The following is a 16,326-nucleotide window of genomic DNA, read 5'->3' on the forward strand; positions in this document are numbered from 1 at the left end:
TGTATAAAAATTGTGTATAAACAGGTGATTTATATCTTTATTACGCTTTTTTTATAAAGGAATTGTAAAAACAAAAAAGCTACTAGATGAGTTTAGAATCATCTAATAGCTTTTCACTTTCATTATTCTTCAACCAGTTGTACTTCCCGTTGCTCATACCAATGTAGTACATCCTGTGCAAAAGTAATTGGGACATGTTCTATAGAAATTATTTCTGCTGGCTTAGCACGCATCGATATTTGAATAGTTGCTAAGGAGAATAGACGTTGAAATATATTTTGTGTAACTGATACTTCCATCACATTATTTCTCCGTGTTACATATGCCTCCACTGACCATACTCCCGTTTTATACACAATGAATTCTCCCTCTAATGCATAGCGTGTGAATAAATATTGTAGTATTCGAGCTATCATAGTATAAACAAGTACTGCAATCGCCCACCAAAAACTAAATGACCAAATGAAATACGCGATAACAGCTAGGATAAACAAATATGGCACTTGAATTAAATGAGTATAAAATGCCGCTTTCGGCAGTTTTTGTAAGGAAGGCTCGACAAAATAGCGTGGTAAGATTTGCTTGATTAATCGTTTTCCTTCCTTATTCTCAAGAAATGGATAAAGTGAATTCGTTGCTTCTGATGCTTCCTCTTCATCCTGTTGTGCTATATTTACTAATCGAATTTCGGAAAGCTTTAATAACCGTTTTAGTATATTTTGTTTTATTTTTAATCCTTGTACTTTTTTCTTCTGAATGGTAAAAGATTTCTCTGATAATATACCGCGATGAATATAAATACGTTCTTCATCACTAGAAATAATGAATCGACCGTATTGTAAATAAGTAGTAAGCATTCCGATCACTACACTTAAAAGCAATAAAATTATAATAACGATTGCTAGTAAAATATAACTCGCGATAATCAATTCAAACCATTCTTCAAATACATCCTCCATTTGAAATAATTCCGAGCCTTGATTAATAATAAAGGCTAGAATAGGAAAAATAATAAATATTCTTAAAGAAGTAAAGGATGCTTTAATCATTTGCTTTTTCGTTGCTTCAAAATATATCTTCTGAGTGGGCTTTTGTTTCACAGCATTTTCCTCTAATTCAGACTCCGCTAATTCTTCGGACTGTAAATCACCAATTAAGTCTTTAACAAAGTCCTCTAATTCATCGGCTTCTTGCCTCGAAATTGCTTCAATATCAATCACAGAGGAAGCACTTGATGCAGCTGCCGTACTGAACTGTAGAGAAGTGATTCCAAGTAATTTATGAAAAGCCGATGTTGACCTTTGAATATTTTGAATTCGTCTATAGGTGATAGTCGTTCTAGTTTTTGAAAATATCCCTTTCTTTAATATGAAAGCATCTTCTTCTAAACGATAGGTGGTTGTCCGCCAAATCAGGAATATGCGGATAAGTGAAAATACAATATACGCAACAAAAACATATCGCCCTGCTACCCAGATAAATGATTGATTTCCTAACTGGATAATGAACAAAAGAATAAAGGGAATGAAAGCACCTTTCAGTAGATTTATCATGCTGACTACCATATATAATGGGTGGAAACGGATATCTAGCTTCATGATTCCACTTCCTTCACTTTCGCATATACACTAATTTCCTCACGTAGTTTAAAGGCTACTTCTTCAGATAACCCAGGGATAGTATGATCCGATCCCATTGTACCAATGGATAAATTATATAATCGATACTTCCTTAATATTGGACCTTGATTCGTCTCAACAAATTGAATCTTCGTCATCGGAATTAGCTGGTATGTTCTATTTAGTTTTCCAAATTTTAAACGCACATATTCTTCATCTATATAATATCTCCAATACTGCACTCGAAATTTAGACCCAAAATATACAGTCCAAAGAAAGGAAATGATAAACACACCTATTAAGCCATAAATAATCCATGGAATCCAATGATACCAATTAAAATAATAGCTTAAAGCAAGAACTACACCAAGAATAATTAATTCGATAGCAAGCTCTATGACACTGCCTATTTGTAATACCTTTCGATATTCTCCTGCAATTTTGTTTTCCATTTCTGAACCATCAAACACTTCCATATGATCAAGCCTCTCTTAAAGAATTCTATTGTATACAGGAATAATACCTGAAAAGCCTTAAGAAAAAAAGCAAGAATGATAAAAAAGGAAGTTCGTATTAAAATGCAATACGAACTCCCTCTTATATTTACTCATGGGTTTGAGGTTAGGCAATTACTGCTTCTCCTTTACCCCCTCTTGGGTCTGCTCCTGCAGTAAATGCACCTGAGCTTGGATCTTTCCAAACAGCTTGTACCCTAGACATATAGCTAGAGCGGATTACTTTATAAGTTTTTGATAGTTCCTTTTCAATTTCTTCTGATAATGATGGTTCTAAATAAATAATATCCTTCTCCTCTGAATGAAAACGAGGAGCTTCTACAGCTTCTTTTAGTGACATATCAAAATCAATCACATTTATTAGCACTTGCATAATTGCCGTAAAAATCCTACTTCCTCCTGGTGCTCCAATTGCCATAACTAGTTCCCCATCTTTATAAATCAATAAAGGAGAACCTCCGCCACCTCGTTTTCCAGGAATAATAGAATCCCAATATCCTTGAAGAGGATTAAAATGTCCAACAAAGTTATTATATAAAAATCCTAATTCTTCCGTAATTACCCCTGAACCTGCTAATGACCCCAATGTATGAGTCCAGCTTACTGCATTACCTAACTCATCAATTACAGAGACATGTGTCGTATCAGAGCCTAACCCTGTTGGGTACGAAGTTCCTGAAATAGGATCTTTTTTGATTTTCTCTTGCCAGAACTCTGCTCTTTCCTTAGATGTATATTTTGGTAGTAAATTCATAGCAATTGATAAAGGCGGGTCACCTTTAAGCTTTACATGATCAACGAAGCTAGCTCTCATTGCTCGAGATAATAAATCGATATATGCCGGACTATTATGTTCATATTTATTCAAATCAAACCCTTCCATAATTTGCAGCATAGAAACAATTTGCGGACTACTAGAACAACCACTTACCGCAGCTCTTATTTCATACCCTCGGTAGGTTCCAAGCAATGGCTCTGTTTCAAAGACATCATAATTTGCCAAATCATCTTTTGATATAAACGCTTCATGTAATTCTAAATCCTTTGCTATCTTCTCACCAATTTCTCCTGTGTAAAAATCATTGCCACCATGTTTAGCAAGTTTTTCTAAGGTATTTCCATATTTCCCTTGCACAAACCATTCCCCTGTTTTTCTAGGCGTGCCGTATAGGGAGCTCGCTGCCTTACTTTGGTCCATTTTAAAATCTAAACTTGGATATCCTGGACTTGCAGCGCTACGCCCAGACCAAAATTCGGCAATATAAGGATACACTTTAAACCCATCTTTTGCATATGTGACAGCTGGGTATAATAATTCCTTCCATGTTACTTGCCCACTTCCATATTTCTGAAATGCTTCCCAAGCACCCATTACTACTCCTGGAATCATAATTGATTTATAGCCAATTTGATTTTCTTCATCTTTCAATATATAGCGACCATATGCTTCAGATCTTCCTATATAATTCGCTTCCCATTCCTTAGGGACTTTGCCAGATCCCATTGTACAGGAGCAATCAATTAGCACTGTTTTATTTAATTCTTCTATATGAACAAACATTAGTCCTGTCCCACCAATACCACATAGCATTGGGTTAACAACACCTTGCACAAACATTGCCGCGATAGAAGCATCTATCGCATTTCCACCTTTTTTAAAGATACTTGCACCTGCTTCTGCTGCTAGTGGTTCGGGAGCTACAACCATGCCTTTCATCTATATCGCCTCCAAAGTTTAAATAAATAACTAATCTTGTTTTATTACTTTTACATTCCAATAGATTGGGTGATCAAAAGTTTCTACACCTTCAACATTATTATTTACTGCTGCCACTTTCATACGATGCCCAATTGTTGTTACTGGCAAGTAATCCTCCCAAAGGTATGCTTGTAATTCTTCCCATATTTGCTTCGCTTTTTCCTTATCCATTTCTTGCCTTATTTTATTTTTCAATTCATCGATTTTCTCATCATTTGTCCACCCGGCAAAGGATGGATTAATTGGCAATAACTGTGATGGCACTTCTACAAATCCAGTCCCACCAATATAAATATCAAAATTAGCAGGGTCATTAAATCTTTCATTCACAGTCGGCCAATCAAAAAATTCCGGTGTAACATTCATTCCTATTTCTTGAAGTTGTTGTTGTAAAATAATTGCAGTATCACCACTCCAAGGATAGTCATGAGATGCTAAAATAGTAATTTCCTCGCCATCATAGCTAGATTCTTGTAATAATGCTTTCGCTTTTTCTATATCCTTCTGATTATATGCGCCTTTCCCAGCATCTGTATACCAATCTTCATTTTCTTTATGCATGTAACCATTATCTACCCTATATAATTCTTCACTTGGGTAGAGTCCCATTAACACCTCTTCTGCATCAATTGCTGCATTAACAGCTTGTCTTACCTTTTTATCCGCAAAAGGTCCTTCTGCCTTGTTATAATACAAATCTATTTTTCCATCTAATGTGATTAATAGATTTATATCTTCATTTTGTTTAATCTTCTCAAAATCCTCTACAGGTAATGCATTAACAATATCGTATAAGCCTGTCTGTAATCCCGTTTGTCGGGTATTTGAATCTGGTACAAAATGAAAGTATAAATCTTCAATGAAAACTTCCTTTTTTCCGGAAATTCCGTTAGAAGGCTTATCTAACATTTTATAATCCTCATATTTTTTCAAGTGAAGATAACTATCTGTTTTATATTCTTCAAACATAAACGGGCCTGTTCCAATATATTCTGTAACACCTGTTGTATCCGCTGCCTCCACAATTTCTTTTGGCATAATTGCTGGAAATTGTCCTTGCCCTGCTAAAATATAAAGAACATCAGAGGCTATTTCCGGTAATTCCAATGCCACTGTATATGGCTCTACTTCTTCAAAAGTTGCATCTGTTAATAAAGTCTTTGCCCTTGAAGAATTCCCTAACCAACGATTCATAGATGCAACTACATCCTCTGCTGTCATTTCCTCACCATTATGGAATGTAACACCTTCACGTAGTTTAAAAATATATCTTTTCCCGTCATCTTCTACTTCCACAGAGTCTGCCAACATTAAAACAGGCTCATAATTTGTATCTAAAGTAACAAGTGCTTCATAAATATTGCGTGTCGTAACCACAGTTGAACCTGAAGGACTCATTAATGGATCAAGAGATACAGGCTGTGACTCCATTGCTACATTTAATTCTGTATCTAACTCTACTTCTTCATTACTCTCTTCCTTATTATCTCCTTGTTGTTTTTCCGCACATGCTGCTAAAAAGAAAGGGATCGATAAAACAAAAATGCAAATTGCTAGGTAATTTTTCAATCGCATATCTTATCACTCCCATATATCGAGGATTATTACTCCAGACCACTTTAGAAATGATGTTAAGCAATCTCATATGGAAATTTAGTATCATCCCTATTAGTTATCAGAATAAAGTCCTTCTAAAATAAATTTAAAAGCTCACCAATACTAGAACCTTCTCTTACTTTTTTCGCAATTTCTTCCTCTTTTTTATCAATCGCATCTGCTAATTGAAATATTTCCTCAATTTTATGCTTAGGAATGACTACTACGCCGTCATCATCTCCAATAATCAAGTCACCTTTACAGACTTTTACCCCACCACAAACAGTAGAGTCTCCCATATCTCCCATTATTTTCACCTTTCCAACTCTAGGAGTGACATGTCTTGAAAACACAGGAAAATCTAATGACTTTATCGTAGCTACATCTCTAACTGCTCCATCAACTACTACACCTTTCACACCTTTTTCAATTGCTTCTATACTCATTAAACCTCCCCATACAGCTCCATGAGCATCGCCAAAACCATTAATAACTAAAATGGAGCCTTCTGGCACTTCTTGTAAAGCTTTATGACAGGTAATAATTCCACCAGGATGGCATGTTACAGGATAAGCAGGACCAATTAATTGAATCCCTTCAAATACTGGCTTTATTCCAGCATCCATTGTAGTAGTTTGTTGTAAAGCATCATTTACGGTTGTTGAGGAACGAAATTTCATTACTTATCATCCTTTGCGATTATTGAAATTTTAAGAATGAAGCTGGGACAAAAGAATTTATTACTTGGCTAATTCCAAACATAAATTGTGCAAATAACCACTTCGAGGGATACAGGATGTATGTCAGTTCGGTGTTGCTCTCGTGACGTGGCGTACTCGTCTGCCTCGCGCTACGCACTCCGGGTTCTCACCTAGGCCTTCCTACCACGACGGACACGATGTCCTAGTGTCGGCGTTGGTGCTCGTGACGTGACCGACTTTAGCCGACGAGGAGTCTACGTATATTTCCTACGCTTCATTTGAATATTGTTCGGATTTCAAGTTTAATTTTTGCTTTTGTCCAAGCCTCATATTTTGTACTATTCAGTCTTTTTACTTTAAATTTTGTATCGTTTCATTGTTATTTATTCTTCTGCTAACCTTATGTCCCACCATGTTGGGCCAACAGGATTAGGATATAAATTAAATTCCTGAACTCTATCCGTGCTTGCAAAAATGGAACTAAATCCTCCAACTGGCGTACCTGGAACATATTCTAGCCATAAAAATTCTTGTAGTTCATCCCATAATAGTTTTGCTTCATCTTGATTATCTGATTTTCGGATATTAGATAATAGCTCTGTTATTTTAGGGTCATCTGTCCAACCTGCCCAGCTAGATTGCAGAACTAGTAACTGTGAAGGTGTTGTTTGGTAGCTAGCACCTGAAATGGCAATATCCCAAATATTATCTTCCTCTAGTTTCTCTAAATAGGTTGCCCAATCATAGTTTTCTAAATTAACCTCGATGCCAATTTCTTTTAATTGTTCTTGTAATACTACTGCTGAATCATAATAATACTGATAATCTCTTGATGTAATTACTGTAATTGGATCACCATTATACCCAGCTTCTTCTAGTAGTTGCTTCGCCTTCTCAACATCTCCTTGATTATAGGCTTCAAAACCAGCATCACTTGCCCAATTTTCTATATCTGCACTCATATAACCTGGATCTAAGTTATATAAATCTTCAATATTAAAAGCAGCTTCCATAATTTCTTCATTATCAATAACCGTATTGACTGCTTGTCTCATTTTCGGATCCGATAATAATCCATTTCTCTTGTTATACCAGAACATTAAATCTCCTGTAAGACTCACATATGTGTTTAAAGCTGAATCTGAGTTCAATTGTTCATAGTTCTCATAAGGTACATTATCAATAATATCGTATTCACCAGTTTGTATTCCCGCAGTACGAGTTGATGGATCCGTCACAAAGTAAAAATAAATATCATCAATAGTAGCTTCTTTTTTACCTGCTAATCCATCTGCTGGCTCATCTGACATTACATATTCATCGAATTTTTCTAAATGTACATATTGGTCTGTCTTATGTTCCACAAATTTATACGGTCCCGTACCAATATATTCAGTCACACCTACTGCTTCCTCAGCCTCAACCACTTCTTTCGGCATAATGGCAGCATATTGACTTCTGCCTGCTAATAAATCCCATATATCTAAAGCATACTCTTTGATCACCATTGTTACTGTATAATCATCTTCTGCCTCAAACATAATTTCTCCAAACTGATCTTTTGCCTTTTTATTTTTTTCTGCCCATCTATTCATGGAAGCAACAACATCATCTGCTGTCATTTCTTCACCATTATGAAATTTTACATTTTGTCTCAATTTAAATGTATGTGTTTTGCCATCCTCTGAACTTTCAACTGATTCAGCAAGCATTGGTACTGGTTTACCTTTTGAATCTAAAGTTAGAAGAGTCTCAAAAATATTTCCACTCACATAACCAGCAACCACAGCAGTATTCATCAATGGATCAAAAGTATTTGGCTGTGCACTTAAAGCAACTTTTAATTCCTGTTTTTCACTTTTTTCATTTTCATCCTTACTTTCACTTTCATTTTTACTACCACATGCAATTAACAATAAAGGAATCAACAAAACAGCTATTAATTTAAATCTTTTCGTTAATTTCAATTTAATATTCCTCCTGCACATATGGATTAGTCATGCTCCTAAACACAAGTATTTACTTCAGCAAATTCTTTAACAATCTCACATGAGATATCTATCATTCTATCAACCGTTTTTTCTCCTACTGCTGCACTGGCATTTTTAGCATCACCAATAACACCATTTGGAGCCAACTCATCGTAATCTAAATACATATGCCAAACATTACCATTGGTATATAGATTGGACACTCCATTTACTTTCAGATTATTCCATTTCATTTCATGCCCTTCTTCATATAAGTCCATCTGCACTTCTTCAGGAAATAGATGCATAGCTATAGACAACATAGGGTCAGAACCATGACCAATTGCTACATTATCACTGCCATAGACTTCTTTTTTCCAATCCGCATCAAACCAGCCAAGTGGTTCAATTGTCGCTATTCGCAGCCCATATTTTCTCTTAATTTCCCTACTTACCTGTTCTAGAATAGGAAGATTTCCTTTATGACCACAAACAAACATGATATGATCTAGTCCAAACTTCACTAAGCTTTCTATGTGATCTATTAAAATCATCTTTAGTGTTTCTGGGCGAATCGTTATCGTTCCTGGGAAATTTTTAAATGTTTCTGAATATCCCCAAGGAATCGTCGGGCATGAAATTGCACCCGTTTTATTAGCCACCTCACGGCACACTTCTGTCATATATCTATAATCACCGACTGGAGTTGTAGGACCATGCTGCTCGATACTCCCCATCGGAATTAAAATTACTGGATTTTCTTTATATTTATCTCTTGCCTCTGTCCAAGTTAAACTAGATAACTCAGATTTAGTCATAATAACACTCCCTCATAAGTATCAACGAAATTCCTTCATTTCACTTAAACTAAAAAACGTTTTATATTTTAGCACCTCGGTCAATGCCCAATATCTCGTAAATTCTACAGACTTTTTACTTTCATCCATACCATGTCTTTTAACAAACAATACTGGATCATCTTCTTTAATCTCCAATACATTTGCAACATCTTCCGATGCCTTTTCAGCCGAAATTTCTTCTTGAACAAAAGCTTCTGCTGTATCAAGAATATTTTTCAGCAGGTCTAGTAAGGATTGATTTTCATTACTAATATCAAAATCTCCTTCACTTACCGGATAAGGGAAGTAGTTATGAATGTATGCAATAGGACGCCCTTCCAATAATCTAAGACGCTTAAATCTTAAAACTTTACTGTTTGTATTCATTCCAAAATACGCTGCGACTTCTTCATCTGCATTTACTGTGTCTACCGCTAATGTACGTATAGTTAATTTATCTGGGTTATTGTGATAAAATTCTGAAAAACCAGAAAGCATCGCCCATGGAACTGTTTCAGGATGAACTACTTCAGTACCTCTTCCAGGAGTTCTTTTGATATAACCTTTTGCTTCTAATAGATCCAATGCATAACGTACTGGTGATCTACTAGCATTGTATGTTTCTTGTAATTTCTTCTCCGTTGGCAACATATCTCCTTGAGCAAGCGCTCCATTTTGTATCTTCTCGATTAAATCATTGTATATTTGTTTATAAATTGGTGTTTTCTTCATCAATTTGCTCTCCTAATAAATTATTCGGAGATAGGTGTTGCATTTAGTTAAGAAATTATTTATCTAAATATTCAACATTTCTTTTTGCTAGTAATTCATCTACTACATCTTTTAATATCATTTGTTCTGTCGAATAAATTTTTTCAAGCCATTGTTTTTCTTTTTCCAATCTGAAATTCACGGCATCCCTAACTGAATGAATGTCTTTTTGTGGAACTACCACTACTCCATCTTCATCCGCAACTACTAAATCTCCTGGTTTTATGATAACCTCGCCTATTGTTATTGGCAAATTCAATTCCCCAGGAGGAACATCCATTGTTGGAGCAATTGGAGTAACTCCTGTTGCCCATATCGGGAATTCCAATTCTCTGCAGTCTGCTAAATCTCTTATCTTCCCGTCTGTTATTAGTCCTGCAACACCTCTAACTTTAGCCATTGTCGACATTACTCCACCCCAAAAGCTACTGGAAGCCTCATAACCACCAGTTACAATAATCACATCTCCTGGTTGAGCAATTTCAATTGCCTTTAAAGCTAGTATTTCATCACTTGGTGTACCACTAACTGTGATTACTGATCCAGCAACTCTATGTTTCACATCCCATACGGGTTTAATATTAGATGGTAATGTCTGTCTTCTTCTATAAGCATCAGAAATACATGCTGTAGGAAAGTTTTTAAATTCCTCAATTATTTTTTTCTCTGGTCTGTCAATATTCATTCTAATTCTATATTCTGCTACAATTCTATCTTGATTCATTTTCCCTCTCCTTCTTAAACATCATGATATTTATAACCAAAAAAATCATTTAAATTAACCGATTTTTATAACCCTCCAATCCAAATGTTATTAATTCAGTATGATATTTAAACAAAAGATCATTACATTTATATTATGTTTTTTTATTTATATTGTCAATAATGTTTTTTGTTTTCTAAATATTTACGGTTTTCATCTTATTTAACTTTCTATCTATAGACACAAAAAAAATGACTTTCCACAATGTAGTGAAAAGTCATTTTTTATTCCTTAATTAATTTTCTATTTCTTTATGGCGATTTTTCTTAAATAGTTTCGATAACCATTCGTATACGACTGGTACGATTAGTAATGTTAATAATGTAGAGCTTGCTAGCCCACCAATTACTGCAATTGCTAATCCTTTCGAGATAAATCCACCACCGCCGTCAGCACCAACAACTAATGGAATAAGTGCTCCCATTGTTGCGATTGCCGTCATTAAGATCGGGCGTAAACGTGTCATTCCCGCTTCTAGAATAGCTTCTCGCATTTCCATACCGCTACGTTCCATCCGAACCATTCGATCTACTAATACAATCGCATTGGTAACGATAATACCGATAAGCATGAGCAGCCCCATCATAACCGAAACAGAGATCGTTTCTCCAGCGATTAGTAAACCAACGAATGAACCAATCACCGCAAATGGTAAAGAGAATAAAATCGAGAATGGTGCAACCCCTTCACCAAATGTAACAACGAGTACAAAGTAAACAATTGCTACAGCTGCAATCATTGCTACTCCAAGTTGAGAGAATGTCTCTTCCATATCTTCAGCTACACCACTAGTGCCAACTTCGACACCTCTTGGTAATTCTAATGAATCAATTGCATCATCAGCTGCTGAAGTTGCTTTTGAAATATCATTTGTTGTTATTTTACCTGTTACTGTTGCATAGTACTCCCCTTGACTACGTGCTAAAGTATTTAGAGTTGTTCCTTCTTCCACTGTTACAAGATCTTTTAATTTCATCGTTGTCCCCATAGCAGTTGGAACATCCATATCTAGCATTTCATCAATCGATTTTGGTTGTTCTACCTCTTCTTGCTTAACAATAACATTTACGTTATTTCCATCTTTTTCAATCGTTGTTAATACTTCTTCTTGTTGAGCGTTACTCAACATCATCATTAACTGACCTGTTGTTAATCCATACTGTAATAACTCTTCTTGATCTACTTGGAATGTATGCTCTACATACGCATCCTCTGTACTTGATTTCACATCTTCCAAGTGTTCAATATCTTTTAATTCCTCTTCTACGATATCGACAGCCTCATTTAATCTATCTAAATTCTCACTGTAGAATACATAGCTAATTTCGTTAGACGCGAATCCCATTGAAGAGAAATCTTGACTCTTCCATTCTCCTGATTGTCCGATCTCAAAAACATATTCTTCAATTTCTGCACGAACATCAGGGAAATCTTTTGTATCTGGATCAAAGATAAGGTACATCAATGCTCCATTTGAGCCTCCACCCATCATTGCTGACATTGGATCACCAGCATCAGTAACAGAGACTTGTAAAATATCAATCTCATCGCGTTTCATCAACTCTTGTTCAACTACTTCAATATTTTGTAATGTTTCTTCCTGTAATTCACCTGTTTCTGGTGTATAGGTTAAGTACATTACTTTTTCTTCTTCACTACCTAGGAAGCTAAATCCGATCAATGGTGTTAACATTAAGCTTCCAACTAATAATAATACCGAAACAGCAGAGGTAATGATTTTATGGTTTAAGACCCAATTCAATACTTTCTTATAGCCACGTGCCAATTTACCAGCTTCCTTGTGCTGGCTTTCCTGTTTCTCTCCATACAATTTCTTCTTAAACAAAACATGGGAAAGTGCCGGAACAATTGTGATTGCGACGATTAAAGACGCACCAAGCGCAAATGACATGGTTAATGCGAATGGAATAAATAATTCTCCAACCATTCCGCCAACGAAAACTAGCGGAGCAAATACTGCTACCGTTACAATCGTTGAAGATAAGATTGGACGGAACATTTCAATAGTTGCTTCACGAACTAACGCACGTCCATTTAACTTCTCTTCTTTTAAATGGAGTCGGCGGTATATATTCTCAACAACAACAATGGAGTCGTCAATTACTCGTCCAATCGCAACTGTAATTGCTCCAAGAGTCATTAAGTTTAATGTGATATCCATCCAGTTTAGTAATAAAAGCGCCATGAAAATAGACACCGGAATAGATACAATGGAGATTATTGTTGATTTGATATCGCGAAGGAATAACAAGATAATAATAACCGCGATTAATCCACCAAATAATGCTTTTTCTACCATTGTCGAGACAGATTTTTCAATCGGCTCACCTTGATCTAAACTAACATCAATCACTAGACCTTCATAACGATCTTGTTCTTCTTCAATTAAATCCTTCACACTATTTACAACATCAACTGTGTTAGCTTCTTGAGCTTTCACAATCTGAATAGCAATTGCATCTTCACCATTTGTACGTGAAACTGACTCTACTTTCCCTACTAGTTCAACTTCAGCAACATCTGCTAGTTGAATAAAAGGTAAAGGCTGTGTTTCAGATGGCTCAACAGGAATTACCATCTCTTTTAGTTCATCAACAGTCATGAACTTCCCATCGATAGCAATTGCTTGCTCTTCATCTTCAAATTCTCTAAGTCCTAAAGACATGGAAATATCACTTGCTTGAATCATATCTTTAATGTCTTCTTCTGTAACACCAAACTCTGCTAACTTCTCTTCATCATATGTCAGTTCAACTTCTTCTATATGTTGACCTGTAATTGTTGCAGAAGCTACTCCGTCTAGCTTTTCTATCTTCGGAAGTAATCCTTCCTCTACAGTTGCAGTAAGTTCCACAATATCCTCTGTTGTACTACTAACACTTAAAGCTACAACAGGCATCATATTCATATTGATTGCTGTAATTTGTGGTTCCTCTGCATCCTCTGGTAAATCTACTAATTCTAAAGCAGATCTTAGCTCACGATTTGCTTCATCCATATCTATACCATATTCATATTCCACTTGGATACTCGCCATATTGGCATAGGAATTAGAGTAAACATATTTAACATCTTTTAAGTTTTCAATTGTTTTCTCTAATGGTATGGATACTTCTTCCATTACTTGCTCAGGTGTTGCTCCTGGATATACATCCATGACCATTAAGTAAGGGATCGAAATATCTGGAATGGTTTCTGTCTTCATTTTTGTTCCAGAGTAAATTCCGAATACAGTTACAATAATAGTCAATAACCATACTGCTAGCTTATTTTTCAACACAAAGTTGACTAAACCTTTCATGAAATCATTTCCCTCCATTGACTTTAAACACTTCCTAATCTATAATAATGACTATATGGTCAATTGTCAATAATGAGATAAGGAATGAATAAAAATGATTAAAAAACAAATAATTATGGATAACGCCTTAGAACTCTTTGCTAAACAAGGTTTTGAAGCCACTTCTGTTCAGCAAATAACAGAAAAATCTGGTATTTCTAAAGGTGCATTTTACTTATCTTTCAAATCAAAAAGTGAATTGATTATCTCACTAATCGATCATTTTATGATGCAAATCGTTTCCGATATTGACCACGTAGTCAAAAATGAATCTGAAGAAAAATTACTATATGAATTCTACTACGTTATCTATACTTTTTTTAACAAAAATGCTAATCTTGCTCACCTTTTTGTGACAGAACAAACCAAAACAGTTAATGAACCACTAATTATGAAAATGCGTAGCTATGAAAAGCTTATTGAAAAATCTATTGTGCAAATGATTAATCGCTTGTATAAGGATATGAAAGATTCTATTACCTATGATTTGATGTTCTGCATTAAAAACTTCATGGGACTATATTCGGAAGTAATTTTATTCTCCAACAATAATAAGGAAATAGATTTTGACTTACTGATAAGATCATTAGTAGAGAAAACGAATATTCTAGCAAAAGAAATTACAATTCCTTTCATTTCAGAAGAGGATGTTATTATTTTAGAAGAGAAAAATACGGAAGAAGTTACCACGCCAGAACTCATTCAATTAATTGATCAAAGTCTAAAAGAGATTGACGATGGTGTTGAAAAGGATTCCCTTCAGCTTTTAAAGCAAGAAATAGTAGAACCAAACCTTCATCCAGCAATTATAAAAGGACTTATTGAAAATATTCAAAAGCATAAACATTGGAAATGGATCGCCTATCTTCTAAGTCAGTATTTTGAAGAATAAAATCCGGCAAGAGATGATTGAATAAATCATTCTTTTGCCGGATTTTTTATTAAATGATTACTAAAAAACTTTGAATTCAATGCTCCGGTGGCCGTTTATTTTTCATTCAAGTCATTCGACTTCAATGAAAAATAAACGGTTATAAACTGTTTTTACTCCCACAAACATTTTACTCTAACATTTATTTCCTTTCTGCCCAGTTAGAAATGGGTGATACTATATTTGGATACTTTAATGTTTGCCAAAGTATTTACTACACTAGTTATCACAACCAAAATCTTAGTTTACTGTAAAGTCACTATGAAAGACCTCTATTAATTTGATTTCCAACTTCTGTTCACGGTTAATATAGCAATCGAAAAGAAATATTAAAGAAATACAATGATACGATTGAATTACTTTAAAAGTTAAGGAGGAAAAATGATGACAATATAAGTTGCCCCATATTTGATGTTGAATGGTAATGCAAAGGAAGCGATTCAGTTTTATGAACATGCATTAGATGCTCAAATTCTTACCATTAATACTTATGGAGAAGTCCCTGATCTTCCTTCTGGAAATCAAAAAGATTTAGTTGCTCATGCAGAGTTAAGAATTGGAGACTCTAAGATAATGCTCTGTGATCGTCTCCATGGTTCCAACAATTTACCTGTTGAGCGAGGCAATCTGGTAACCATTTGTATCTCTACGAATGATACTGAAAAGTCAAAAAGGTTCTTTGAAGCTTTAAAACATGAAGGGAAAGTCATGATGCCGTTCCAAGAGACTTCATTTAGCACAGCTTTTGGGAGTCTAACCGATAAATTTGGCGTAACATTTCTAATTGAAACGGAAAAACAAAGATAAACTAGTAAATACAGCTTTAACCAATAGAAGCTGGGACAAAAAATTTATTACTTAGCTAATTTCCAAACTTAAATTGTGCAAATCCCCGCTTCGAGGGATACAGGAAATATGTCAGTTCGGTATTGCGATAGGACGTCGGGAACTTAACCGAACTTCCTCTATACTTCGTTTTATTTGCATATTCAAACTTCTTTTGTCCTATCCTCCCTATTAGGCAGCTTCTGGGGCTAAAAATATATATTATCAAAGAAAGGAATACGGATATGATTACACAGGTTGTACAAGTACCTATTCTCGTTAAGGATCTTGAGGAAGCGAAACAATTTTATACGGAGGCATTAGGTTTTGTTGTTCGAGAAGAAATAGAATTTTCTCCAGGATGGAAATATCTTACGGTTTGCCCGACAGAAACCAATGAAACACATTTGGAATTAATGAAAGCTGAGACACCAGAGCAAGAACAAATGATTGGTAAACAGCTAATAGGACGGGCAGCATTGATGTTTTTAAGTGATAATATTGAAACGGATTATCATGAAATGAAAGCAAAAGGTGTAATCTTTCATGGCAAACCTAAGTCAGTTCCTGGCGGAAAAGGCGTAGGTTTCGAAGACTTGTATGGCAATTCTTTTGACTTGTATCAGCTAGATACAAAAGAAGGATAAGAAGGGTCATATCTTCTATTGAATGATTT

13 protein-coding genes are annotated in these 16,326 nt (G+C 35.2%); 3 read left to right on the forward strand and 10 right to left on the reverse strand.

Annotated features, from left to right (window positions below; translation table 11 throughout):
• Positions 1 to 122: 122 nt before the first annotated feature.
• The 10 genes from AB4Y30_RS16560 to AB4Y30_RS16605 form a co-directional block, all read right to left on the reverse strand.
• A complete protein-coding gene (locus AB4Y30_RS16560; RefSeq protein WP_368653284.1) occupies positions 123 to 1,598 on the reverse strand; it encodes a PH domain-containing protein in 1,476 nt (491 codons plus the stop codon).
• The gene (locus AB4Y30_RS16565) at positions 1,595 to 2,095 is read right to left on the reverse strand and encodes a PH domain-containing protein (RefSeq protein WP_368653285.1); all 501 of its coding nucleotides are present in this window, start codon (positions 2,093 to 2,095) and stop codon (positions 1,595 to 1,597) included. Before AB4Y30_RS16565 ends, AB4Y30_RS16560 begins: the two co-directional genes overlap by 4 nt.
• Before the next feature lie 145 nt (positions 2,096 to 2,240).
• Entirely contained in the window at positions 2,241 to 3,851 is a 1,611-nt protein-coding gene (locus AB4Y30_RS16570; RefSeq protein WP_368653286.1) for a gamma-glutamyltransferase family protein, read from the reverse strand.
• A gap of 30 nt (positions 3,852 to 3,881) precedes the next feature.
• A complete protein-coding gene (locus AB4Y30_RS16575; RefSeq protein WP_368653287.1) occupies positions 3,882 to 5,468 on the reverse strand; it encodes an ABC transporter substrate-binding protein in 1,587 nt (528 codons plus the stop codon).
• 116 nt (positions 5,469 to 5,584) lie between these two features.
• Positions 5,585 to 6,169 (reverse strand): RraA family protein, encoded by a 585-nt coding sequence (locus AB4Y30_RS16580; RefSeq protein WP_368653288.1) that lies wholly within the window; start codon positions 6,167 to 6,169, stop codon positions 5,585 to 5,587.
• 404 nt (positions 6,170 to 6,573) lie between these two features.
• The gene (locus tag AB4Y30_RS16585; RefSeq protein WP_368653289.1) at positions 6,574 to 8,157 is read right to left on the reverse strand and encodes an ABC transporter substrate-binding protein; all 1,584 of its coding nucleotides are present in this window, start codon (positions 8,155 to 8,157) and stop codon (positions 6,574 to 6,576) included.
• Between the two features lie 38 nt (positions 8,158 to 8,195).
• Positions 8,196 to 8,978, reverse strand: coding sequence for a creatininase family protein (locus AB4Y30_RS16590; RefSeq protein ID WP_368653290.1), 783 nt, complete (start codon positions 8,976 to 8,978; stop codon positions 8,196 to 8,198).
• 21 nt (positions 8,979 to 8,999) lie between these two features.
• Positions 9,000 to 9,731, reverse strand: coding sequence for a GntR family transcriptional regulator (locus AB4Y30_RS16595; protein ID WP_368653291.1), 732 nt, complete (start codon positions 9,729 to 9,731; stop codon positions 9,000 to 9,002).
• Between the two features lie 55 nt (positions 9,732 to 9,786).
• Complete coding sequence (locus tag AB4Y30_RS16600) at positions 9,787 to 10,494, reverse strand: RraA family protein (protein ID WP_368653292.1); 708 nt, start codon at positions 10,492 to 10,494, stop codon at positions 9,787 to 9,789.
• A gap of 274 nt (positions 10,495 to 10,768) precedes the next feature.
• Positions 10,769 to 13,855 (reverse strand): efflux RND transporter permease subunit, encoded by a 3,087-nt coding sequence (locus AB4Y30_RS16605; protein ID WP_368653293.1) that lies wholly within the window; start codon positions 13,853 to 13,855, stop codon positions 10,769 to 10,771.
• Positions 13,856 to 13,949: 94 nt separating this feature from the next.
• On the opposite strand from AB4Y30_RS16605, the gene AB4Y30_RS16610 reads away from it, so the two are divergent.
• The 3 genes from AB4Y30_RS16610 (at position 13,950) to AB4Y30_RS16620 (ending at position 16,297) form a co-directional block, all read left to right on the forward strand.
• Positions 13,950 to 14,786, forward strand: coding sequence for a TetR/AcrR family transcriptional regulator (locus tag AB4Y30_RS16610; RefSeq protein ID WP_368653294.1), 837 nt, complete (start codon positions 13,950 to 13,952; stop codon positions 14,784 to 14,786).
• Between the two features lie 450 nt (positions 14,787 to 15,236).
• On the forward strand, positions 15,237 to 15,632 hold the full coding sequence (locus tag AB4Y30_RS16615; RefSeq protein WP_368653295.1) for a VOC family protein: 396 nt from the start codon (positions 15,237 to 15,239) through the stop codon (positions 15,630 to 15,632).
• Between the two features lie 263 nt (positions 15,633 to 15,895).
• Positions 15,896 to 16,297 (forward strand): VOC family protein, encoded by a 402-nt coding sequence (locus AB4Y30_RS16620; RefSeq protein WP_368653296.1) that lies wholly within the window; start codon positions 15,896 to 15,898, stop codon positions 16,295 to 16,297.
• Positions 16,298 to 16,326 lie beyond the last annotated feature (29 nt).

It is taken from the genome of Ornithinibacillus sp. 4-3, from assembly GCF_040958695.1.
GTDB lineage: Bacteria > Bacillota > Bacilli > Bacillales > Amphibacillaceae > CALAMD01.